Raw genomic sequence first — 21,894 nt, forward strand, 5'->3', positions numbered from 1 at the left:
CAGGTTGGTCGAGCCAGTTGAACTGCACGAAGGACTGGAGCAGACCGAGCCCGACACCTGCGAGCAGGGCGATGCGAAAGGAGACCATGCGGGCGATCACCGCCGCCGCGAGTGCGCGCAGCAAAGTGGTCGGTCCCAAAGTGGCTATCTGCGTGAGGGACTTGGTCTGCGCGGATATCAATATCAGGCACAGCGTGCCGAGCAGTCCCGCGATGGCCCAGACCGCGGTGGAAACGACCTTGGGACTGATGCCGTTCAAGCGCGCCAGTTCCGGATTGCCCGCGGAGGCCTTGACGGTCTTGCCCAGTACGGTGCCGCCGAGGAACCAACCCAGCACGATCGCCGCGATCGGCACCGTGACCAGGACGCTCCGCTGAGCGCCGCTGATCTGCAGGTCGTCGACCGGGGACCACGTGCCCGTCCAGGGCACCGGGTACGACTCCGTGGTGTAGTCGTCCAAATCCGGGTACGCGGTGACGACGGTGAGCGCGAGCTGCGCCACGCCGATGGTGGCGACCAGCACGATGACGCGCGGCGCCGTGAACAGCCTCCGTACGACGACCAGGTCGACGATCGCGCCGAAGAGCGCCCCGACCGCCAGCGACACGATGAGAGCGAGCCAATACGGGACGTCCCAACGCACCACCAGGAGCGCGAAGAGCACCGAGCCGACCAGGCCCATGTTGGCGACGGCGAAGTTGATGACGCGGGTGGAGCGGTGGACAAGCACAATGCCCATCGCGAGGAGGCCGATCACCAGTCCGGTGACGGCGCCGTCGAACAGCAGTTGCAGCGTTGGCATTTCCATGCTGGTCAGCCGCCTTCCTTGCCGAGGAAGACCGCGCGGGCGAGGTCGTCGCGTTCGGCGAGTTCACGGGCGGGTCCGGTGAAGCGGACCTGGCCCTTCTCCAGGAACACCGCACGGTCGGCGATCGCGAGGGCGATGTTCAGCGACTGCTCGACGATCACGATGGTGAGCCCGTCGGCCTTGAGGCGTTCGATGATTGCCAGGAGGTCCTGCACGACCACCGGCGCCAGCCCGAGCGAGAGTTCGTCGATCAGCAGCACCTCGGGTTCGTGCATCAGCACCATCGCCAGCGCCAGCATCTGCTGCTGGCCACCGGACAACGACCCGGCCTGCTGCTTCTGCCGGTCGGCCAAGTCGGGGAAAAGGCCCAGGACGTAGGTGAACCGTTCGTCGCGATGTGCCGCGTCCTTCCGGAAGCGGAACGCGGCCATTTCCAGGTTCTCCCGGATGGTCATGTCCGGGAACACGCCCTTGCCGCCGGGCAGCAGGTGGATGCCGTACCGGCCGCGCTGCTCGGGGGCCACGTACGTGATCGTGCGGCCGTTCAACCGCACCACCCCGCGCGACGGGGTCCCGAGGCCGCAAATAGCTTTCAGAATGGTCGACTTGCCCGCGCCGTTGGTGCCCAGCAGAGCCAGCGTCTCGCCCCGTTTGACGTCGAACTCGACGTCGAACAGCACCTGGACGTGGCCGTAGGAGAAGTCCACGTTGCGGACCTGGAGCACCGGGATGTTCTCCGGGTCCTCCAACTGCCGGTCGCGCTCCTCCAGTTCCTCGCGCAGCTCCTGAACCACCAGCGACAGGTCGTTCTTGATGAAGTGCGAGCTGCGAACCAGCAGGTACCCGCCGACCAACGTGGAGGGAACGCCCACCACGAGCGTGGCCACGCGCGGGTCGTACGCATTGCTGATGAGCCCGGCGAGCAGGGCGCCGCCGGTGGCGCCGATGAAGAAGATGTAGATCGCCGACAGCGCCGCGCCCATGCCGCGCAGCCGGTAGGGGACCACCGACTGCAATACCGGGCCGACCATGGCGAAGGTGACCGACGACAGGATCGTGGCGGGGATTCCGGCGAGCATGAACGCCCAGCCGTTCGGCATGAACCACTGGATTGGCATGAGCACCGCACCGGGAAGGATCATGAATCCCAGCAGCGCCATCGCGCGTGCCGGGTCGCGCCGGTAGAGGCGGTCGTACCAGGGGCCCGCGAACGGGAGCGCCACGAGCATGGATGCGCCGCCGATCGAGCCCATCAACCCGCGCTCGAACGTGGACATGTGGAAGTGGTCCTCGGCCCACAGGTTCGCGAGCACCCCGCCGGAGAAGAGGCTGAACCCGAGGGCGGAGAACGCGATGATGGCGCCCCTGATCGAGCGGATCTGCATCAGCCGCGCGAACGCTGCCTCCATGGAGATCGGCATCGGCTTGGTGTCCTGGACGACCTCACCGAGCACCGACTTCATTTCGTACTGCCCGCGCGGTGGCTCCGGGAGCCGGAACGCCCAGACCGCGACGAGCAACGCGGGAAGTCCGAGGATGAGGAACGGCCAGCGCCATCCGTCGTCCCCGCCCGCCAGGGCGGCTATGCCGCCGACGGCGAGTGGGCTGAGCGCTCCCGCCGTTCTCGCGGCCCCGGCACTGAGCGTGGCCAGGCGTCCGCGGACCCCGATCGGGTAGGTGTCCGCGTTCATGGACCCGTGCACCGGGAGGGTGCTGGACTTCGCCACTCCGACGCCGAAGCGGGCCAGGAAGAAGAGGAAAGCGTTGGCCGCCAAGCCGCACGCGAACACCATCGCGGCGAACGCGACACCCGCCCAGCCGACCACGCGACTGCGCCGACAGCGGTCCGCGAGCCAGCCCATGGGCAGCGCGCCGAGCACGAGGAACGCCCCGGACGCCGCGGAGATGAACACGATCGCGCCGTCGCTCATCCCGAACGCGTCCCGGATGTCCGGCGCGAGGACCCCCAGCGCGGCCGACTCCAACTCGTCCATCGACGCCAGTGCCGTCAAGGTGATGAACGTGGCCGACCCACCTGCGGCCAGACCCTGGCGAAGGGAGAGTTGCCTGTCGCCCACGCCGGGCAGCAGTTCGTCGGCGAACAGCACCTCACGCTGCGCCTCAGACTGGCGCTCTCGGCGTTCTGCCTCCGCATCGATGAGCCCGGCAGCCAGCCCCGCCGCCGACATCGGCGCCTGCATGGCGTCGATGCCGGGCTCCGGCCTGGAGGGCGCGTTCACGAGCCTGGCCGTTCGGGCTGGAGCCGAAAGAGGATGCACTTCAGCATGGGAGTCTCCGCATGGGACGTTCTGAAGGGTTCTGGCGTGGGGTCGGCCGGGGGTCGAACCTGGCTTGGGCGCGCCGGACATGTCGCCTCGTCCGCGTATCGGCGCAAACCATATGGAATCGCTTGGATGACGGCGTATTGCTCGGGCTTACATGTCGTGCGGGTTAACAAGGGAGTGTGTGGAGCGTAGCCGCAATGGGTTGCGCGCGCTACCAATCTGGCTTGAGGTTTTCGGGGAGTTCTGATCACGTGCGGCGGTCAGCCAGGTCAACGCGTTGCCACGTTTGGGTGTGACGCGCCGCTGACCTGCGACGTTGCCTCACGGGTCGGGGGCGACCCGCCGGTGGCGCCCAGTGGGGGAGAAGGACAGAAGACCGCCGCGGGGGTGGCGGCGGTCTTCTGTCGGGGTGGGGCAAAGGCGGTTGTTCCGAACATATTTTGCGTAAGTGTTACGCGCATGATGCCCTGCCGCAACCTCCGCAGTGTTGCCGGCAAACGGCGAGTGGTGGCGCTAGCCGGCAGTGACGCCGCTGTCGGTGGACAGTACGGCCCCGTTGATGTTGCGTGCCTCGTCGGAAGCCACGAAACACAGGAGCGCGGCGACGTCCTCCGCTTGTGCCATCGGGCGCGGCGTCGTGTAGCGCATCATCAGTTCGAAGTCGACGTCCGGCGGCATCTGGTAGCCGCTGACCAACGGCGTTTCCACTCCGCCAGGGGCGATCGCGTTGACACGCAGCGGGGTTTTGACGAACTCCCAGGCCAGGGAGCGGGTCATCTGTACCAGCGCGCCCTTGGACATGCAGTAGGCCACGGTGTAGGCCTGGCCCATCAGGCCCGCGTTGGAGGCCACGTTCACGATATTGCCGTCGGCTTCCAGCAAGTGGGGGATGGCCGCCTGGGACAGGAAGAAGCAGGCGTCGGTGTTGATCGCCATCATCCGCCGATAGTCGACCTCCGAGACCTGGAGCATGTGCTCGGCCCGCGCGACGCCGGCGACGTTGGCGAGAACATCGAGTCGTGCGTACCGGTCGACCGCTTCGGCCACGGCGGCGAAGCACTCCTGTCGTTGTGCGACGTCGGTGACGCGGCCGACGACTTCGCCGGGGGAGGCTTGGCCGCGAGGTCGCAGGTCTCCGCCAAGCGGTCGGCGGCGATGTCCAACGCGAAGACGTGGGCGCCTTCGGCGGCCAGCCTCAGCGTCGTGGCCCGGCCGATGCCGGAGGCCGCGCCGGTGACGAGGGCGGTCTTGCCGGCGAAACGGTCGGGGACGGGGGTGAACGGCATGGTCTACTCCTTCAAGTGCCGTCAGGTGGGGTGCAGGACGGGGGCGATCTCTCTGTATGCGAGCGCGGCGCCCCCGTCGTCTCGCTCGGACTGGGTGCCGTGAACTGCCCCGGATTCAGGCGATGGATGTGGTGGCCTTGCGGTGCTCGGCGACGAGCGCGTCGACGTGGTCGTGGGTGAGGGGACCGCCGAAGTTGGCGATCTTCGTCAGGGGCATGGCCCCGAGCACTTCGCGGATGTTCTCCGGCTTGCCTTCACCCGGTTCGAGGTACGGGGCGATCACCGGGCCCATCAGCTGTGCGCCGACCGGGTCCGCGAGCCACTCGTCGAGGGTGGACATCGCGTCCAGGGCAGGCGCGACCGTGTTCCCCGTGAGGTCCACCAATTGGCGGGCGCGGATGTCGCGGGACGAGAAGCCCACGCGGATCTCGGCCTGACCAGGCTCGATCTTCCAGCGATTCTCGGCGATCGACCAGAAGGCGAAGGCGCGTTCGTCGAGGTGCACGCGTGCCGAGCCGGTCTCGCCGGGCGCGAGATGGACTTTCGCGAAGCCCTTGAGCTCGTGCAGTGGGCGGTCGATCGAGCTTTCCAGGTCGCGGACATAGACCTGCACGATCTGCGCGCCGGAGCGGTCCCCGGTATTGGCCACCGGGACCGTGACGTCAAAGGCGTTGTCGCCGGCGGGCACGACGCCGACGTCTCCGAGTTCGAACGTCGTGTAGCTCAGGCCGTGCCCGAAGGGGTAGGCCACGGGCCGGTCGAGGGTGTCGTGGTGGCGGTAACCGACGTAGACGCCTTCGCCGTAGCGGACACGCCGTTCGCCGCCGGGGAAGAACAGGTACGAGGGAGCGTCCTGGAGGCGCAACGGGATCGTCTCGGCGAGTCGACCGGTCGGGTTGGCGAGGCCGAACAGCAGGTCGGCGACGGCCGGCCCGCCGGCCTGGCCGCCCAGCCACGCCTCCAGCAGCGCAGGCGCATGCGCCTGCCAGGGAGCGACCGAGACGGCGGAGCCGTTGGACAGCACGACGACCGTACGCCGGTTCACCTGGTGCACGGCCTCCAGGAGAAGGATCTGATCGGCCGGCAGTTCGAAATCGGTCCGGTCGAAGCCCTCGGATTCGGCGGTGGGCGGCAGGCCCAGGAACAGCACGGCGACTTCCGCCTCACGTGCGGCGCGTACGGCTTCGGCGGTGAGGGCGGCACGGCTTTCGTCGTCGGCGTCCTCGTCGAGGCTGAAACCGGGGGCAAACGACACGCGATCCACCCCGGCGAGGGCCGTGATCGCGTCGAGGGCGTTCTCAAGCCGTGTCGGTACCACCTGGGAGCTGCCTGCCCCCTGGTAGCGGGGGGTGCGGGCGAACTCCCCGATGACCGCGATGCGGTGGTCGCCATCCGGGTTGAGCGGAAGCAGGTCGCCGTCGTTCTTGAGCAGTACGGCGCCGGCCGCCGCGGCTTCGCGGGCGATCCGGTGGTGGGTGTCCTCGTCGAACGTGCCGGGTTCGTCCCGTGCGTCTGCTGTGGCGTCCGCGAGGCGGATCACCCGAGCGGCGGCGGCCTGAAGTTGCTCGGCGTCGACTGTCCCCGCCTCGACCGCGCGCACGATCAACTCGTCGCTGTGGGTAGGGGGCATCTCGACGTCCGTGCCTGCGGCGAACGCGCGGACGCGGTCGACGACGGCCACCCAGTCGGACATCACGACACCCTCGAAACCCCATTCCCCGCGCAGCACTTGGGTGAGCAACCAGGTGTTCTCGGTGGCGTAGGTCCCGTTGATCTTGTTGTAGGCGGCCATGACGGTCGCCGGTCGGGCGTCCTTGACGATGTGCTCGAACGCGGCGAGGTAGATCTCCCGCAGCGTGCGCTCGTCGATGTCGGCGCTGACCTGCTGCCGGTCGGTCTCCTGGTTGTTGGCCGCGAAGTGCTTTACCGAGGTGCCCACCCCTTGGGACTGCACTCCGTGCACATACGCCGCGCCGAGTCGCCCGGCGAGGAACGGATCTTCGGAGAAGTACTCGAAGTTGCGTCCGCACAGCGGGTGGCGCTTGATGTTCACGCCGGGCCCGAGCAGAACCGACACCCCGGCCGCGCGTGTCTCGCGACCAAGTGCTTCACCGACGCGCCGCAACAGGTCGGTGTCCCACGTGCAGGCCAGTGTCACGGCGGGCGGGAAGCAGGTGGCGGGCGCGCTGTTGCCGATGTTCATCTGGTTGTCGTCGGGTTCGCGACGCAGCCCGTGGGGGCCGTCGGAGACCATCACCGGGGCGATGCCTGCTTCCTCGATCCCTTGGAAGTGCCAGACGTCCTCGCCTGAGGTCAGAGACGCCTGCTGTTCAAGCGTCAGCGCGGCGGCCTTGACGGCGGCGTCGTCCACGGGACGGGTGGTCTCAGTCATAAAGGGGCCTTCGTTGGTCGGGCCGGCGGGCGGCGAGGTTGGTCAGGTCGGACGGTGAGGCGTGCACGACAGCGCGGATCCGTGCGGCGCACCGTTGCGCTGCCCGGCGAACGCGGCGACGTGCGGCCTTGGTTCGTCGGTCCAGGCGGCATACCCGGCCCCGTTGAGGTGCGACGTGTCGCGGGTGTGCTCAGGGCGAAGTCCCGCCGAGCCGTCCGCGAGGGTGCAGTCGGCCTACGAGGGTGCGGATGCGTCCGCGAGGGTGAGCAGATGGTTGCGGTCGTCGTCGGAGAGCGGGGCGTACAGGAAGAACTGGCTCATCGGCATGGGAGCGGCCATGCGCAGCAGCCGGGCGTTCTCCTCGGCCTCCTCCTCGTCCTTGGGGGCCGGGGCGGCAGTGCTGAGCCGGGCGGTGAGTTCCGGGCCGACGACCGGATGGGCGAGCCACTCGCCGAGCGAGGACTCGATCGTGAGGGGCTGCGTCTCCGGTGCGTCGCCAGGAAGAGTGAGTACGGCCTCCGCCGTGACATCGACCGCGTTGTCGGCGATCTGGATGGTGTACTCGCCGCCGGCGACAGCCCATCCCGACTGCTCGACGTTGTAATAGGCGAACGCACGTCGGTCGAGCGTGAACGCCACGCGCCGCGACTCGCCCGGTTCCAGTGCGACCTTGGTGAAGGCGCGTAGCTCGCGGGCGGGCCGGCGGACCGGGCCGGCGCTGGTGGCGACGTACACCTGCACGACGTGCTTGCCGGCGCGGGTGCCGGTGTTGGTGACGGTCACGGCGACTTCGGCGGTGTCGTCGCCGGTCAGGGTGGCCTCCAATTGGTCGGTTGCGAAGGTGGTGTAGCTCAGGCCGTGGCCGAACGGGTAGCGGACCGGCAACGCAATGCTGGTGTAGTGGCGGTACCCCACCATGACGCCTTCGCCGTACCGCACGTGCCCCAGCTCGCCGGGGAAGTTCAGGTACGACGGGTTGTCCGCCAGGCGGAAGGGGATCGATTCGGCGAGCCGTCCGGACGGATTCGCCGCTCCGAACAGCAGGTCGGCGAGCGCGCCGCCGCCGGCCTGGCCGAGCAGCCACCCTTCGAGGATCGCGTCGACGTCGTCGTGCCAGCCTTCGAGCGAGACCACGCCGCCGTTGGAGAGGACCACGACCGTGCGACGGGCTTCCGCCGCGACGGCGCGTATCACCTCGACCTGGGCAGCGGGCAGGTCGATCGTCTCGCGGTCGTATCCCTCGGACTCGTCCGCCTCCGCCAGGCCGGCGAACACCACTGCCACGTCCGCCTCGCGTGCCGCCGCCACGGCCTCCTCGCGCAGGGCCTCGTCGGTGCACTTGAGCGTGAACCCCTGGGCGAAGCGCACGGCATCCGGGCTCGACGCGAGCCCCCTGATGGCATCGAGCGCGGCGTCCGTGCGAGTCGCGTTGATGTGCGAGCTGCCGCCACCCTGGTAGCGCGGGGCGGTCGCGAACGCACCGATCACCGCGATCCGCGCGTCGGCCGCCAGAGGCAGAGTGCCGCCGTCGTTCTTGAGCAACACCGCGCACTCGGCGGCGAGTTGCCGGGCGAGGGCGTGATGCGCGTCGACGTCGAAGTCCTCGGTGGTCCCGGACGACGTGGCCTCCGCGCCGGTCGCCTTTGCCGCAAGGGCAAGGATCCGCCGCACGCTCCGGTCGACCACGGATTCGTCCAACTCGCCCGCACCGACGGCCGCGAGCACCGCGGCCTCACCGACACCCCAGTCCATCGGCATGGCCAGGTCCATCCCGGCGGTGAGTGCCGCCACGCGGTCGTGCACCGCGCCCCAGTCGGAGATGACCAGGCCGTCGAACCCCCATTCGTCGCGCAGGACTTCGGTCAGCAGCCAGCGGTTCTCGGCGGCGAACACGCCGTTGATGCGGTTGTAGGAGCACATGACCGTCGCCGGTTTGGCGTCCGTGACCACGCGCTCGAACGCCGGGAAGTAGATCTCGCGCAGCGTCCGTTCGTCGACGTCCGCGCTGACATGGACGCGGTCGTTCTCCTGGTTGTTCGCCGCGAAGTGCTTCAGCGAGGCCCCGACGCCCGCGGACTGCATAGCTCGCACATGTGCGCCGGCCAACACCCCGGACAACAAAGGGTCTTCCGAGTAGTACTCGAAGTTGCGACCGCAGAGCGGCGAGCGCTTGATGTTGACCCCGGGCCCGAGGACGACGTCGATACCGTACGTCCGAGCCTCGCGCGCGACCGCCTCACCGACCTGGGCGGCCACCTCGGGGTCCCAACTGGACCCCACGGCGACCGCGGGAGGGAAGCACGTCGCCGGCAGGCTCTCGTTGATGCCCAGATGATCTGCGGCGGTTTGCGGTGGCCGGACCCCATGAGGACCGTCGACGAGCACGATGGACGGGACGTCTGCCTCGCGGACCGGGTGGCTGGTCGTGTGGTCCCGTCCCGTCAGGATTCTTGCCTTCTGCTCAAGGGACAGGGCGGCGGGGTCGATGGTCGGCAAGTGGGTCCTCTCGGTGGTTCGATGCGCGCTTTGCGGTTGGGTCTCACGCGAGGCAGACGTGCGCCCGGACGGCTTCCCGGCGCGACCGCGCAGGTAGCGCGCGCTACTCGCTCGCAGGCTATGATGTCCGGGTAGCGCGCGCAACATGCGCCGAGGTTTGGAAGGGGAACCCAGTGCCGGATCTGGCCGCCGCCCGACGTGTCACGGCGGTGGACATCGCCAAGGAGGTCGGGGTCTCCCGCGCCACCGTGGGTTTCGTCCTGAACAACACACCGGGCAAAAAGATCTCGGACGCCACGCGCGCCCGCGTTCTCGACGCGGCGGCCCGTCTCGGCTACCAGCCCAACCGCGCCGCGGCCGACCTCGCCCGTGGGCGCAGCAAGATCATCCTGCTGGTTCTGCCCGGTCGACTCCTCGGATCCAGCCTGCAGGCGTCGCTCGACGAGAGCGCCCGTGTCCTGGCGGAAGCGGGGTATGCGCTGGTGACGCAGACCGGGGGGCCCGGCGGGGCCCCGCCGCTGTGGGAGACCCTGAACCCGGACGTCGTAATCGGGTGGACGACCTTCACCGACGACGAAGTGGCGTCCATGCGACTTGCGGGTGTGCGGCGCATCGTGCCGCGCCCCGGGGAGTCGGCACGCTACGACCAGGCGCCTGGTGTCTCCGAAGGCGCGCGGATGCAGGTCGATCATCTGCACGAGTTGGGGCACCGGCGCATCGCGCTGGCCTCGCTCGCCGATTCCCAGATGCTCGAACTCCAGCGCACGCGCGCGGAGGCTGCCGTGCGGCGAGCCGAGGACCTGGGTATGGAGGTGGTGGGGGTGCGCGCGGTCGCCCACGCCGACGGTTCGTCTGCGGACGCCGTGCGCGCATGGGCCGCTGATGGCGTTACCGCGATTGTCGCGTACAACGACGACGTCGCGGCCACGGTGGCGGGTGCGGCGATCGCAGCCGGCCTGCGCATCCCCGCGGACCTGGCGGTGATCGGACACGACGACAGCCCCATGGCCGAGCTGTTCTACCCGCCGCTTTCGAGCGTGCGGATGGACACGGTTGAAGCCGCCCGCTACCTCGCCGAAGTCGCGCTCCACGAAGCCGACGGTCGCCCCCTGACGTCCACGTGGACCGAACTCGACACGTACGTCGTCGCCCGCAAGTCGACCACCGGCTAACCCGTACGCCGGCAACGCAGCGGTCCGCATTGCCTGCTGCCCCGCGCCCTAACCGTGCGGGGGCACCACTCTTCGCCTCGTGAGACCGACGCCTGACGTCGGCCTGCCCGGCGTGAGTCGCCTCGCAAGAGCGCTCTCGGAGGGGCGCAAGTGGCCACGGAGAGGGGACCAATGCCGGTGGTGCTCAGCGCGTCGGCGAGGGCTCCCCGGCCAAAGGCTGCTCGGCCCAGATGGTCTTTCCGGACTGCCGGTGTCTGCTGCCCCGGCGGCGGGTGAGCTGAGCTACCAGGAAGAGGCCGCGGCCGCCTTCGTCGGTGCTGCCATCAGCAGCGTGTCGTCGTCGAGTGGGATGTCGGCTGCGGCCTCGAGCTGGTCGTGGCCTGCTTGGTCCAAGTCCCGGTGTGCGCAGTCGAATCGCTCGATCTGTTCCAACAGTCCGCGCATGCCGCGTTCGAGACCATGATCAGGGCCGGTCACCAAGCCGTCGCTGGACAGCACCAGAACGCTTCCCAGGTCCAGTTCGACGCCGGTGACCTCGAAAGGCACGCCGCCGACTCCCAACCCCCCCCGCGATCGCTTCGCGCGCTACACGAAAGCGCAGGCGCCGATGGCGCGCCGGGCGTCCTCGAGGATGCGCATGAGCGCAAGCGAGGCTTCCAGGGGCACAGTCGCGCTCTCCGTGTGGCCTTGCAGCACTCGATCACGAACTTCATCAGCTTGCGCGACGAACGCGGCATCCGAACTGTCGATCAGATGCTGCTCTTTGCGTCCGTCTCGCAAAACGGTGATGCGCGTCGCCGCGTGGAACGGTGGCGCAATGACGACTTCGCCCGCGGAGCAGACGATGCGGCCCCTCATGGGCAGCCATTGGGTGAGCGACGTACGCAGATCGGCTTCGGCCCCGTTCGGCCACGTCATATAAAGCTCGGCGTGGGCGTCGAGGTCGTTCGCTGACAGGGTGCCGGTCACGGTGGTCGATGTCGGCTCGCCGAGCAGCAGGTACGCCAGAGCCACCGGATAGATGCCCAGGTCCAGCAGTGCACCGCCACCGCGCTGCGGGTCCCACAGGCGGTGTGCGGGGTCGTAGGGCTGGGGAAATCCGAAGGTGGCCTCGATTGTGCGGACTTCGCCGAGCGCACCGCTGTCGATGATGGAGCGGGCCTTCTGGATCAGCGGGTTGAACCACATCCACATCCCCTCCATGAGAAACACCTTCGCGGCGCGTGCCTGCGCGACAAGGGCATCGGTCTCGGCGAGGCTGGCGGTGAGGGGCTTTTCGCAGAGGACCGCCTTGCCCGCGGCGATGGCGAGTTCCGCGACGGAGCGGTGCTGGGCGTGCGGGGTGGCGACGTAGACGGCCTGCACAGCGGGGTCGCCCACGAGTTCGGCGTAGCTCCCATAGGCGGAGGGGGCACCGAGTTTGGACGCCAGGCTCCCGGCTCTCGACAGGTCCCGCGAGCCCACCGCCGCGATGCTCATGCCGGGCTGCCGGCTGATGATCGCGCCCACTTGCTCGGCGATCGTGCCGGTTGCCGCCACGCCCCAGGAGAAGCTTCCGGATTCAGCGCTCACGGTGTGCCCTTCGGTCGGCCGAACTCGCTTGCAGAAGTAGGCGGCTGCGCATGATGGTTGCGCGCGCTACCTGGGCATCGTAGCCTACCGTTGGTTAGCACGCGCTACCCGCGGAGATTGCTGCCGCCACGCGGCCTCGCCGGGAACGACCACCGACAAGTGAAGGCCATCTGAATGAACACACACATCCGTGCATCGGCCGGTCAGGAACCGTGGGACGCGCCCGAACTGACGTCCCTGAACCGCTCGCCGATGCATGCCGTGCCGCACCCCGAGCGAATGCCCCTCGACGGGGTCTGGGACTTCCAACTCCTGTCCGGTCCCCGGGCGGAACGCGCCGCCACATGGCAGAGCATCGACGTTCCCGGGCTGTGGACGATGCAGGGCACGGAAGATCGGCCGCACTACACGAACATCGCCATGCCGTTCGACGCGCCGTACCCGCACCCGCCCCGGGAGAACCCGACCGGTGTCTACCGCCGTCGGTTCACCGCGGGGGACTGGGCCGGCCGACGTGTGGTCCTGCACGTCGGCGCGGCGGAAAGCGTGCTGCTGGTCCGGCTCAACGGAGTGGATGTCGGGGTGAGCAAGGACTCGCACCTGGCGGCGGAGTTCGACATCACCGACCACCTGTGCGCCGGCGACAACGAGCTCGAACTCACCGTCGTGAAATGGTCCGACGCCAGCTACATCGAGGACCAGGACCAGTGGTGGCACGGCGGCATCCCACGCTCCGTGTACATCTACACCACCGGCACGACCTACCTCGCGGACCTGCAGGCGGTTGCCGACTTCGACCCGACGAGTGGCAAGGGCGCCCTCACCGTCACCGTGGACGTCGCCGAACGGCTTGGCCCCGTCCCCGAGGGATGGACGGTGCGTGCGCGCCTCGTCGCTCGGTCCGAACCCGCCGAAGCGCCGGTTCCTCCGACGCGCTTGCTGGTCGTGCCACCCCGGGAGCGCCCCGGAAACCACCCGGACGGGCCGCCGTTGTCTCAGGTCCCTGACGGCGTGCTCGACCTGTTGACCCTCTTCCCGGCGGGTGCATCGCTGACGGACCAGGAGCAGGCGATCGCACGACTGGTCCACGAGAGCGCATTCCCGCCCAGGGGAGGGCTCGTCCGTCTCCATGCCGCGGACCTCGACGTCCGGCCATGGTCCGCGGAAGACCCGCATTTGTACCCGATGGACGTCGAACTCGTCGCCCCGAGCGGGGAGATCGCCGAGCGAGCCACGATCAGGGTGGGGTTCCGGCGGGTGGAGATCCGCGGCCGGGACCTCCTGGTCAACGGCCGCCGCGTGTGGATCCAGGGCGTCAACCGGCACGACTTCAACCCCCGTACCGGCCGGGTGATCTCGCACGAGCAGATGGCGTCGGAACTGGCGTTGCTCAAGCGGTTCAACGTCAATGCGGTCCGCACTTCGCACTACCCGAACGACCCCGCCTTCCTGGACCTGTGCGACGAGTACGGCTTGTACGTCGTCGACGAGGCGGACATCGAGGCGCACGGTCACGCCGCCACAGTGTGCGAAGACCCCCGATACCTGAGCGCCTTCGTGGACCGGGTCTCGCGCATGGTGCGCCGGGACAAGAACCACCCGTGCGTGATCATGTGGTCGCTCGGCAACGAGAGCGGCTACGGCGTCAACCACGACGCCGCCGCAGGGTGGGTGCGGTCGTACGACCCGACACGCCCGCTGCACTACGAAGGCGCGATCGCCGCCGACTGGCACGACGGCCACCGCGCCACCGACGTGGTCTGCCCCATGTACCCGACACTGGACGCGCTGCGCGCCTACGCCGAACACCCGCGCGCCGACCGGCCGGTGATCCTGTGCGAGTACGCGCACTCGGAAGGCAACTCCACCGGCGGACTCGCCGACTACTGGGACCTGTTCGAATCCACCCCGGGCCTCCAGGGCGGATTCGTCTGGGAGTTCGCCGACCACGGTCTCGACCCCGACGGGGATGGCCGCCACCGCTACGGCGGCGACTTCGGGGACCTGCCCAACGACGGCACCCAGTGCATCAACGGCCTGGTCTTCGCCGACGGAAGCCCACAGCCCGCGTTCTACGAGGCCCGCCACCTCTTCGCTCCGGTGCGGGTGGTGTCCGCAACGAGCGAAGCGCAGCAAGGGCGGGTGGTGCTGCGCAACCGCCAGGCCTTCCGTGACCTGGCAAACCTGTTGGTCGAACTCCAGGTCGAAACCCTCACCGGCCCCGGAAGCGTCGTGACGCTCCCGGCTCCGGCGATCCCTCCCGGCGGCGAAGGGGCAGTGGAACTCCCGCCTTTGGTGGTCGCCGCGCTGGTCGAACCGGACGCGGTCGCGCTCACCTTGACGCTACGTCTCGCGGACGCCGAACCCTGGGCGGTCGAGGGTACGGAGATCGCCCGCCTTCAGGTGCCACTGGGCATACCAGCGGCGCTACCTGCGGTCGGCATCCCCGCGGGCCGTGTACCTGTCGACGAAGAAGGGTTGCTGACACACCCTTTGCTCAGTGCGCCGCCTACCCTGTCCCTGTGGCGGGCGCAGACCGACAACGACCTGTCACCCTCCCTCGACCGGCGCGCCGTTCGCTCCGGGCTCTTCCGCGTCACCCGCACCCTGGCGGACCTGACAGTCACGGGCCCGACCGCGACCCTCGTCAGTCATTACACCGCGGCCTACGGCGCGACGATCACACACCGCCAGCACATCACCGCGGTCACGGATACCTGCTTCCGGCTCGCCGAGACGGTGGTCGTCCCCGACGAGCTGGAAGACATTCCCCGGCTCGGGATCACCTTCGCCACGATCCCCGGTTTCGAGCAAGTCTCGTGGCTGGGTCTCGGACCCCACGAAACGTACCCCGACCGCAAACGCTCCGGCCTGCTGGGCCGGTTCACTTCCTCGGTCGACGAGCTGGCCGTGCCATACCTGCGTCCGCAGGAGAACGGCGGCCGGGCCGACGTCACCGAACTCGTCCTCACCGCCGAGACGAACCAGCGCATCACCGTCACGACGGACCGGCCCGTGCAGATGAACGTCTCCCACTTGCAGCCCGCCGATCTGGAGAACGCGCGGCACACCTGGGAACTCAAGCCGCGCCCTGAGACTTTCGTCCACCTCGACCTCGCCCACCGCGGACTCGGCACCGCCGCGGTCGGCCCGGACACGCACCCGAACCACCGCCTCCGTGCCGGGGAGTACCACTGGACCTGGCAACTCGAACTCGGGTGACGCCGCACCATGCGCGAAGCGGTGCCCCTCCGACTCGGAGCGGCACCGCTTCGCGTCTGCGGTGGTGAAGTCGTGCTGTTCCCAGCGGTGCTACGACTTCAAGCCGAGGCGGTCCAGGAAGATGACGCCGGCGTTGTAGTGCTCGACACTCGTGACCTTGTCGTTGTAGATCGCGCCGGTGACGGATTCGGCGTACGACCACGACGGCACGTCGGCGACGAGCGCGAGCCGGCTCAGCATGAACTCCGCGACCGCGACCGAGGACGGGTTCTGCGGCACCACGTACGTGAGTCGACCTTCTTGCCCTCGGCTGCGCTGCCGGGCGGCCTCGGCGATGCGCATGTCTGGCCCATCGAAGGGAGATCGTCTATAAGTGTAACGCGTACGTAAAACGAGGAGTCCGCGGTGGGATGCAGGTCTTCGTGCATACGAATGTGCTTGCCTGCGGGCTTCCTGCGTTCGGCCTGCACATCGAACTGCAGTGGCGCGTACCGACTTAGAGATGCAGAACCCGTTCCGTTGTGTACTCGGATCAGAGGAGTCAGATATGTACGACCTTGACGGCCGCGTCGCGCTGATCACCGGTGCCGCTCAAGGGCAAGGAGCCGCAGAGGCGCGTATGTTCGCGCGGTGCGGTGCCCGGGTGTTGCTGGCCGACATCCAGAAGGATGCGGTGGCGGAGCTGGCCGCGGAGCTGGGTGACTGCGCGGCGTACGTGCGCCACGACGTCAGCGACGAGATGGACTGGACGGCGGCGGTCGAGGCGGCCGTGTCCCGGTTCGGCCGACTGGATGTCCTGGTCAACAACGCCGCCGCCATGCGCCTGGTGGCCATCGAAGACGAATCCCCCGACGCCTTCCGCCGCATCCTCGACATCAACCTCGTGGGCACGTTCCTCGGCATCCGCGCCGTCGCCCCGACGATGCGTTCCGCGGGGGGAGGAGCAATCATCAACGTGGCCTCGGCCAGCGGAGTGCAGGGCCAGGCGTGGGCCTCCGCCTACTCGGCCTCCAAATGGGGGGTACGCGGACTCACCCGCACCGCGGCGCTTGAGTTGGGGCCCGCCGGAATTCGGGTCAACGCCCTGGTGCCGGGGCCGATCCGCACCGCGATGCTGCCCGGGGACCGCAGCGGCGCCGAACAGGACACCCGGTTCAGCGGGCTCCCGCTCGGCAGGGCGGGGGAAGTCGACGAGATCGCGCACATGGTGGCATTCCTCGCCTCGCCCGGCGCCTCGTACATCACCGGCGCCGACTACTATGTGGACGGTGGCTTCACCGCGGGACCGGCCGCGTCGCCGCGTCCCACCGCGCCGATGATCTTCCACTGACCTGTTGCGCGCGGCGATCCGGCCGGCGGGATGCGTACCTGAGGTCACACGCGGTCCGCACCGATGCGGCGCGGTGAAGGGGACGAGGATGACTCAGGTACCAGGAAGCGCGCCCACGCGTGGGCGCGGTCGTCCGGCACGCCTGTCCCGCGACCAGATCGTCGACGCCGCGGTCGCGTTGGTCTACGAGGACCCGGCCGCTCCACTGACCATCAAGCGGGTGGCGGAGGCCGCGGACTCGGCGCCGATGGCCTTGTACCGGTATTTCCCGGACCGCGACGACCTGTTGCACGCGGTCGCGGACCGCGTCGCGACGGGTATGAGCTTCGAGCCGCCAGTCGGCGCGTCGTGGCGGGAGCAACTGCGCAACTGGATGACCATGAGCATGGAGTACCTGCGGCCCTACCCGCAGCTGCTGCCCTACATCGCCTCTACACGCCAACCGGCGTGGCTGCCGTCCTTCGTCCTCTTGACGGAGATGCTCGAGCCGTTGTCCCTGGGCGAGCAGGATCTGGCTTTGGCGATCACGCTCATCGGCACGACCATCGTCGGGCAGGCCACCCTGGCCAGTAAGAGGAGGCCGATGTCCGACATGCTTCCGACACTGCGCCAAGCTCTCGACAAGGCGAGTGCGGACGAACAGGTACGTGTGGCGCCGATCCTCGACGCGTTGCCGGCCGCGTTCGGACGCCTGGATGACGTGGTCATCGAGTCCACCATCGCCGCGGTCGAGGCGCTGAGTCCCAAGGGGGGCGGGGCGGGCAGCGCGTCGAAGCGGGGCCGCGAGGGCCCGATGAACCCGCTTTTCAGCAACGCCTCGCCGGCGTAGTACTTCGGGGAGTCCGATCGGCGCATCGGCGGAGGTGACGCGCCGATCGGACATTCCAGACCCGGCGCCGGGGTCAAGCCAGGTCGGGCGGGGTCGCGGGGCGATCCATCGTGAACTCGCGCCGTCGAATGCGCCATCCGCCAGGAGTACGCACGACGTGGTCGACGAATCGCCCCGTGGTGTTGACCCTGCCGCTGTCCTCCGCGCCGGTCCGGATCATGCCGAGCATGTAGTAGTGCACGGCAGCGCCTTCCGGCGTCGGTCGGATCCACATGTTCGTCACCACGTGCCAGGCGTGACCCGCGGTCCAAATCTCGGTGTCGCGGGCGTGCAGGATCTGCGCTGCGAGACCGTTGTACTCGCCCACGCCGACGAGTTCGGTCACCACGTCGTCGGTGAAGACCTCGGAAAACCGCTCGTACTCGGCGTAGTCGGAGAAGTGGCAGAACTTCGCGGGCAGTTCGGCGATCTCCAGACGGTCCGCCGCAGACAGCTCCGTCGGCGGCGCCGAACGGGCGCTACCGGTTGCGGTCATGAGGCGGTCGCCACGGGATTGCGCAGCGGGTCGCCCATCCGTGCGTACGCCTCCGCCATGCTCCCGCCCACAAACTGCTCCCAGGCGTCGCTGCCGACGTCCGACAGTTCGCCGCGCCAGAATTCGATGGGTGCCAGGCTGCCTTCAAAATGCGGCATGTCGGAGGAGAAGACCGCGACATCGGGAAGGTTCTCGAACAGGTCGACGGGGGATTGGGCGGCCTGGGGCAGCGGACTGACGCGGACGTTGCGTTGCACGTACTCGCTGGGCTTCAGGGGCAGTTCGTACGGACCGAGCAGGGCGGCCGAGCCGGGCGCCGCCCGCCCGTCCATATTGGCGACCGCGAACGGCAGCCAGTCGATGCCGGTCTCGCACAGCAGGACGGTCAACGCGGGATGGCGTTCGAACACGCCGCCGAAGACCAGCGCGTTCAGGTAGACCTGGGCGGCCTGGAAGGACTGACTGGTGCTCATCCGTGTGATCAGCGCCGGGTCCTGGGTGTTGGCGTACGCGGGGTGATAGCGCGGCGGCATCATCCCGACGTGGAGCACGGCGACCATGCCCAGGTCCGTCGCCGCCGACCAGACCTTGTCGAACTCGGGGTGGTACGGCGGGATGTTGTTGCTGAATTCGGTGGTGACGTGGAAGGCGCGGCTGCCGAGCGCGCGCATCCGCGCCATCTCGGAGACCACCCAGTCGAGGTCGTCGAAATGCGTCACCGTCACCGGCAGGAGTCGGTCCCGGTGTGCCGACAGCGCTTCACTGAGATGGGTATTGAGCGCCCATGCGGTGTCGCGGGCGAGCGCGGGATCGCGCAGGCAGGTCATGAGCGTGTACCCGGCGCCGCTGATGACGTTCTGCAGGGCTATGCCCTGGGCGTCGAGCGCCGCGATCCTCGCGTCGCCGTCGACCGAAGGGTGTTGGCAGTGACCGTTGATGGTCGCCGGGCCGTCCTCGGGGTACATGGCGCGAAGGAACGGGGTCACCAGCCGGTCCAGGGGTACGCGTTCGGACGACGGGGCCAACGGACGGATCCCGTCGGAGACGAAGTACGCGAAGTGCTCGGGGCTGCGGAGCGCGAACTCCGGCTCATGCTCCGGAAGGAGATCGGGCAGCCGCCGCTTGAGCGAGGGGAAGGCGTCGAGCCAATCCGGCGCCGGTTCGAAATGAGAGTCGACGTCATAGACGATCACGGCGGAATCCCTCCTGCAACCCAGATTTAGCGTGGACGTTACGCTAAACACGTGGACGTCACAATGCCCGTGGTGGAGCCTGTTTCAGGCTGACGCCCGCGTGCTGTGGCCGACCGGACACTATGGACATAATGTCCAGTCAGTTGATGCTCCGTGGTTCGAACCCAGAGCTTGTGCGTGAGGAGCCGCCCGTGTTCGTCGCACCCGATCCCCGCTACCCTCTGCTCCCGCCGGAACTCGCTGCGATCATGCAAGCGACCCCGGCGTCCGGGCAGGTCACCGCAGAGACCCTCGCCACAACCAGGGCACGCGCCGTCGCGGGGATGACCGGGCAACCGCGACCCGCGGTGCACACGATCGTCGACCGCGCGATCCCGGGACCTGTCGGACCGGTGCCCATTCGGGTGTACAAGCCTGGACCAGGCGCGGGCCTCCCCGTCTTGGTTTTCGCGCATGGCGGCGGGTGGGTCATGTGTGACCTCGAGACGCACGACGCGCTCTGCCGGGAGATCGCCAACCGTGCGGGAGTGGTTGTCGTCGCCGTGGACTACCGCCTTGCGCCCGAGCATCCGTTTCCGGCTCCCCTGGAGGACTTCTATGCGGCGGCGACTTGGGTCGTGGAGAACGCTCGCCAGGTAGGTGGGGACCCGAACCGGGTGGCCGTCGGCGGGGACAGTGCCGGTGGCAACCTCGCGGCGGCGGTCTGTCTGCTCACCCGGGACCGCGGTGGACCACGCTTCTCGATGCAGTGGATGGCGTACCCAGGCCTTGACGGGGTGTCAGAACGCGAGTCATGGACAACGTTCGCCGAGGGGCCGTTGCTCTCCGTGTCGAACGCCCGAGCCATGTGGCGGATGTATGCCGATGGTACGGATCTTCGTGAGCCGTACATCTCCCCACTGCACGCCGAGACTCTTGAGGGCCTGCCCCCGGCGCTCATCGTGGCGCCGGGCTACGACCACGGGCACGACGACGCGGTGGCATACGCCAAGGCGCTCGAGGCGGCCGGCGTCCCGGTGACCTTCCATTCGTTCGAGGGCCTGTGCCACGGCTTCCTGTCGTACTACGCGCAGGTGTCGGCATGCTCGGCAGCGCTGGACTACTGCTGTGATGTCGTGCGCACGGCACTCACGGCTCCCTGCCTGCCAGAAGGTACACCGGGCAGACACAGTGACCAGTGAATGGACGCAACACCAAGACACGTGTCTCGTCGGGACCGTACGCTGGCGGTATGCCTGCCTCGACCCACCCATCGTCCGAGTCCAAGGGACGCTCGCCGAGCCTGGACATGCGTGCCCGGCAGAAGATCTACACGCGCCAGCGGCTGATCGCAGCGGCGAGCAACCTGTTCGAGACAAAGGGCTATGAGGCCACTACGGTCGACGACATCGTGGCCGAGGCCGGGGCGGCCCGAGCAACGTTCTACCTGCACTTCACCGGCAAACCCGACATCGTCGGCGCGCTGGCCGACCGCATCTGGGCGGACACCGAAGCAAAGTTTGCCGTATGGGACGTTCATGCCGTCCTGGATGGCGGGCCGCTGGACGCGCGAGCGTTCCGCGATGCTCGACACCCTGACAGCTGTGTGGCGCAACACTCTTGAGGCCGAGCGGCTCTGAACAAAGCGAAGGCGTTGGTCGCCCGCCCCCTGCACGGGCGACCAACGCGGTTCAGGAACCCGCGGCGGCCGATTCGATTGCGGCGAGCAGGTCCGGCGTCAGCTCGGTGAGCGCTTCGGCATTGGCGGCGACCTGCGCGGCGGACGTGGCGCCCACGAGTACGGACGGCACTGTCGGCTGCGCGGCGAGCCACGAGAGCGCGGCTCCCACCATGGTGAGGCCCGCATTGTCCGCCACCTTGCGCAGCCGCTCGACGGCCGCGAAGTTCTCCGGTGTGGCCACGGAGGTGAAGTACGGCAGCGAAGCGAGCCGCGAGCCCTCGGGATAGTCGGCGCCTTGCCGGTACTTGCCGGTCAGCAGCCCCGACGCCAGCGGGAAGTAGGGGATGACACCGACACCGAACTGAGCGGCGGCGGGTACGAGTTCCCGCTCGGCGTCGCGCGTGAGGAGGTTCCATTCGGCCTGGACGGCGAGGAACTGCCCGAGACTGTTGGCGCGTCCCACGTGAACGGCGTCCGCGAGCTGCCAGGCGGCCAGGTTGGATGCGGCCGTGTAGCGCACCTTACCGGCGCGTACCAGATCGTCCATCGCGTGCAGGGTCTCGTCGATCGGTGTTTCCGGGTCCGGGTAGTGCTGGTAGTAGAGGTCGATGTAGTCCGTGCCGAGCCGACGCAAGCTGTCCTCGCAGGCCCGGATGATGTGTCGCCGCGACGACCCGCCACCGTACGGTCCAGGCGCGATGGGGGCCCCGAATTTCGACGCGATGACGACGTCGTCTCGGCGTCCGCCGAGAGCCTTGCCGAGGAGTTCCTCGGACTGTCCCTTGGCGTAGATGTCCGCGGTGTCGAACAGGGTGATGCCGGCGTCCAGGGCGGCGTCGACCACTTCGGTCGCGGCGGCCTGGTCGATCTTCATGCCGAAGTTGTTGCACCCCAGCCCGAGGGACGACACCTTGAGGCCCGAGCGGCCGACGCTTGAGTACTGCAACACGTGCTCCTTGATCAATGGTGGAACGGGTCGCCCCCGGGATCACTCGGCGGCGAGGTGGCCGTAGAGGCTGCGTAGTTCGCGTTTGAGGATTTTGCCGCTGGGGTTTTTGGGGAGGGTGTCGGTGACGATGATGTATTTGGGGACTTTGAAGCCGGCGAGGTGTTC

17 protein-coding genes and 2 pseudogenes are annotated in these 21,894 nt (G+C 68.5%); 6 read left to right on the forward strand and 13 right to left on the reverse strand.

Annotated features, from left to right (window positions below; translation table 11 throughout):
* The 6 genes from AB0C36_RS36880 to AB0C36_RS36905 all read right to left on the reverse strand — a co-directional run.
* Window positions 1–808 (reverse strand): branched-chain amino acid ABC transporter permease (locus tag AB0C36_RS36880; RefSeq protein WP_358362909.1); only part of this gene is annotated, 808 nt, incomplete at its 3' end.
* 5 nt (window positions 809–813) lie between these two features.
* The gene (locus tag AB0C36_RS36885; protein WP_358362910.1) at window positions 814–3,048 is read right to left on the reverse strand and encodes an ATP-binding protein; all 2,235 of its coding nucleotides are present in this window, start codon (window positions 3,046–3,048) and stop codon (window positions 814–816) included.
* A gap of 558 nt (window positions 3,049–3,606) precedes the next feature.
* Window positions 3,607–4,140 (reverse strand): SDR family NAD(P)-dependent oxidoreductase, encoded by a 534-nt coding sequence (locus AB0C36_RS36890; RefSeq protein ID WP_358362912.1) that lies wholly within the window; start codon window positions 4,138–4,140, stop codon window positions 3,607–3,609.
* On the reverse strand, window positions 4,029–4,379 hold the full coding sequence (locus tag AB0C36_RS36895; protein WP_358362913.1) for an SDR family NAD(P)-dependent oxidoreductase: 351 nt from the start codon (window positions 4,377–4,379) through the stop codon (window positions 4,029–4,031). The genes AB0C36_RS36890 and AB0C36_RS36895 overlap by 112 nt, the downstream gene beginning before the upstream one ends.
* A 115-nt stretch (window positions 4,380–4,494) precedes the next feature.
* Window positions 4,495–6,771, reverse strand: coding sequence for a beta-glucosidase (locus AB0C36_RS36900; protein ID WP_358362914.1), 2,277 nt, complete (start codon window positions 6,769–6,771; stop codon window positions 4,495–4,497).
* A 234-nt stretch (window positions 6,772–7,005) separates the two neighbouring features.
* Window positions 7,006–9,267 (reverse strand): glycoside hydrolase family 3 C-terminal domain-containing protein, encoded by a 2,262-nt coding sequence (locus AB0C36_RS36905; RefSeq protein ID WP_358362916.1) that lies wholly within the window; start codon window positions 9,265–9,267, stop codon window positions 7,006–7,008.
* Window positions 9,268–9,440: 173 nt separating this feature from the next.
* On the opposite strand from AB0C36_RS36905, the gene AB0C36_RS36910 reads away from it, so the two are divergent.
* Window positions 9,441–10,439, forward strand: coding sequence for a LacI family DNA-binding transcriptional regulator (locus AB0C36_RS36910; RefSeq protein WP_358362918.1), 999 nt, complete (start codon window positions 9,441–9,443; stop codon window positions 10,437–10,439).
* A gap of 184 nt (window positions 10,440–10,623) precedes the next feature.
* Here the strand turns inward: AB0C36_RS36910 and AB0C36_RS36915 are convergent.
* The 3 genes and pseudogenes from AB0C36_RS36915 to AB0C36_RS36925 all read right to left on the reverse strand — a co-directional run.
* A pseudogene (locus tag AB0C36_RS36915) lies at window positions 10,624–10,827 on the reverse strand (ATP-binding protein); the annotation flags it as partial.
* Window positions 10,818–10,985 (reverse strand): annotated as a pseudogene (locus AB0C36_RS43310) (hypothetical protein); the annotation flags it as partial. The pseudogenes AB0C36_RS36915 and AB0C36_RS43310, both read right to left, overlap by 10 nt.
* Window positions 10,986–11,024: 39 nt before the next feature.
* Window positions 11,025–12,011 carry a Gfo/Idh/MocA family protein gene (locus AB0C36_RS36925; RefSeq protein WP_358362922.1) on the reverse strand — a complete coding sequence of 329 codons (987 nt, stop codon included), beginning with the start codon at window positions 12,009–12,011 and terminating at the stop codon, window positions 11,025–11,027.
* A 174-nt stretch (window positions 12,012–12,185) separates the two neighbouring features.
* Here AB0C36_RS36925 and AB0C36_RS36930 point away from each other — a divergent pair, with 174 nt between their 5' ends.
* Complete coding sequence (locus AB0C36_RS36930; protein ID WP_358362924.1) at window positions 12,186–15,233, forward strand: glycoside hydrolase family 2 TIM barrel-domain containing protein; 3,048 nt, start codon at window positions 12,186–12,188, stop codon at window positions 15,231–15,233.
* 90 nt (window positions 15,234–15,323) lie between these two features.
* Here the strand turns inward: AB0C36_RS36930 and AB0C36_RS36935 are convergent, their stop codons facing one another.
* Window positions 15,324–15,575, reverse strand: a complete 252-nt coding sequence (locus AB0C36_RS36935) for a hypothetical protein (protein ID WP_358362926.1) — start codon at window positions 15,573–15,575, stop codon at window positions 15,324–15,326.
* A gap of 205 nt (window positions 15,576–15,780) precedes the next feature.
* Between AB0C36_RS36935 and AB0C36_RS36940 the strand changes: the two genes are divergently transcribed.
* Window positions 15,781–16,563 (forward strand): SDR family NAD(P)-dependent oxidoreductase, encoded by a 783-nt coding sequence (locus tag AB0C36_RS36940; protein WP_358362928.1) that lies wholly within the window; start codon window positions 15,781–15,783, stop codon window positions 16,561–16,563.
* An 88-nt stretch (window positions 16,564–16,651) separates the two neighbouring features.
* Window positions 16,652–17,392, forward strand: a complete 741-nt coding sequence (locus AB0C36_RS36945; RefSeq protein ID WP_358362930.1) for a TetR/AcrR family transcriptional regulator — start codon at window positions 16,652–16,654, stop codon at window positions 17,390–17,392.
* Between the two features lie 73 nt (window positions 17,393–17,465).
* Here the strand turns inward: AB0C36_RS36945 and AB0C36_RS36950 are convergent, their stop codons facing one another.
* Complete coding sequence (locus AB0C36_RS36950; RefSeq protein WP_358362931.1) at window positions 17,466–17,927, reverse strand: nuclear transport factor 2 family protein; 462 nt, start codon at window positions 17,925–17,927, stop codon at window positions 17,466–17,468.
* Window positions 17,924–19,120, reverse strand: coding sequence for an amidohydrolase family protein (locus AB0C36_RS36955; RefSeq protein ID WP_358362932.1), 1,197 nt, complete (start codon window positions 19,118–19,120; stop codon window positions 17,924–17,926). The genes AB0C36_RS36950 and AB0C36_RS36955 overlap by 4 nt, the downstream gene beginning before the upstream one ends.
* A 191-nt stretch (window positions 19,121–19,311) precedes the next feature.
* On the opposite strand from AB0C36_RS36955, the gene AB0C36_RS36960 reads away from it, so the two are divergent.
* Entirely contained in the window at window positions 19,312–20,301 is a 990-nt protein-coding gene (locus AB0C36_RS36960) for an alpha/beta hydrolase (protein ID WP_358362934.1), read from the forward strand.
* Window positions 20,302–20,351: 50 nt separating this feature from the next.
* Window positions 20,352–20,723 (forward strand): TetR/AcrR family transcriptional regulator, encoded by a 372-nt coding sequence (locus AB0C36_RS36965; RefSeq protein WP_358362935.1) that lies wholly within the window; start codon window positions 20,352–20,354, stop codon window positions 20,721–20,723.
* A gap of 67 nt (window positions 20,724–20,790) precedes the next feature.
* Here the strand turns inward: AB0C36_RS36965 and AB0C36_RS36970 are convergent, their stop codons facing one another.
* Window positions 20,791–21,726 (reverse strand): aldo/keto reductase, encoded by a 936-nt coding sequence (locus tag AB0C36_RS36970; RefSeq protein ID WP_435839187.1) that lies wholly within the window; start codon window positions 21,724–21,726, stop codon window positions 20,791–20,793.
* Between the last annotated feature and the right edge of the window lie 168 nt (window positions 21,727–21,894).

Source organism: Streptodolium elevatio (assembly GCF_040649515.1).
GTDB lineage: Bacteria > Actinomycetota > Actinomycetes > Streptomycetales > Streptomycetaceae > Yinghuangia > Yinghuangia elevatio.

Excerpts from the sequence above, each read along its gene's own strand:
- AB0C36_RS36895 (WP_358362913.1), bottom strand. The coding sequence starts at position 4,379 with ATGCCGTTCACCCCCGTCCCCGACCGTTTCGCCGGCAAGACCGCCCTC.
- AB0C36_RS36900 (WP_358362914.1), bottom strand. The coding sequence starts at position 6,771 with ATGACTGAGACCACCCGTCCCGTGGACGACGCCGCCGTCAAGGCCGCC.
- AB0C36_RS36930 (WP_358362924.1), top strand. The coding sequence starts at position 12,186 with ATGAACACACACATCCGTGCATCGGCCGGTCAGGAACCGTGGGACGCG.
- AB0C36_RS36935 (WP_358362926.1), bottom strand. The coding sequence starts at position 15,575 with ATGCGCATCGCCGAGGCCGCCCGGCAGCGCAGCCGAGGGCAAGAAGGT.
- AB0C36_RS36940 (WP_358362928.1), top strand. The coding sequence starts at position 15,781 with ATGTACGACCTTGACGGCCGCGTCGCGCTGATCACCGGTGCCGCTCAA.
- AB0C36_RS36945 (WP_358362930.1), top strand. The coding sequence starts at position 16,652 with ATGACTCAGGTACCAGGAAGCGCGCCCACGCGTGGGCGCGGTCGTCCG.
- AB0C36_RS36950 (WP_358362931.1), bottom strand. The coding sequence starts at position 17,927 with ATGACCGCAACCGGTAGCGCCCGTTCGGCGCCGCCGACGGAGCTGTCT.
- AB0C36_RS36965 (WP_358362935.1), top strand. The coding sequence starts at position 20,352 with ATGCCTGCCTCGACCCACCCATCGTCCGAGTCCAAGGGACGCTCGCCG.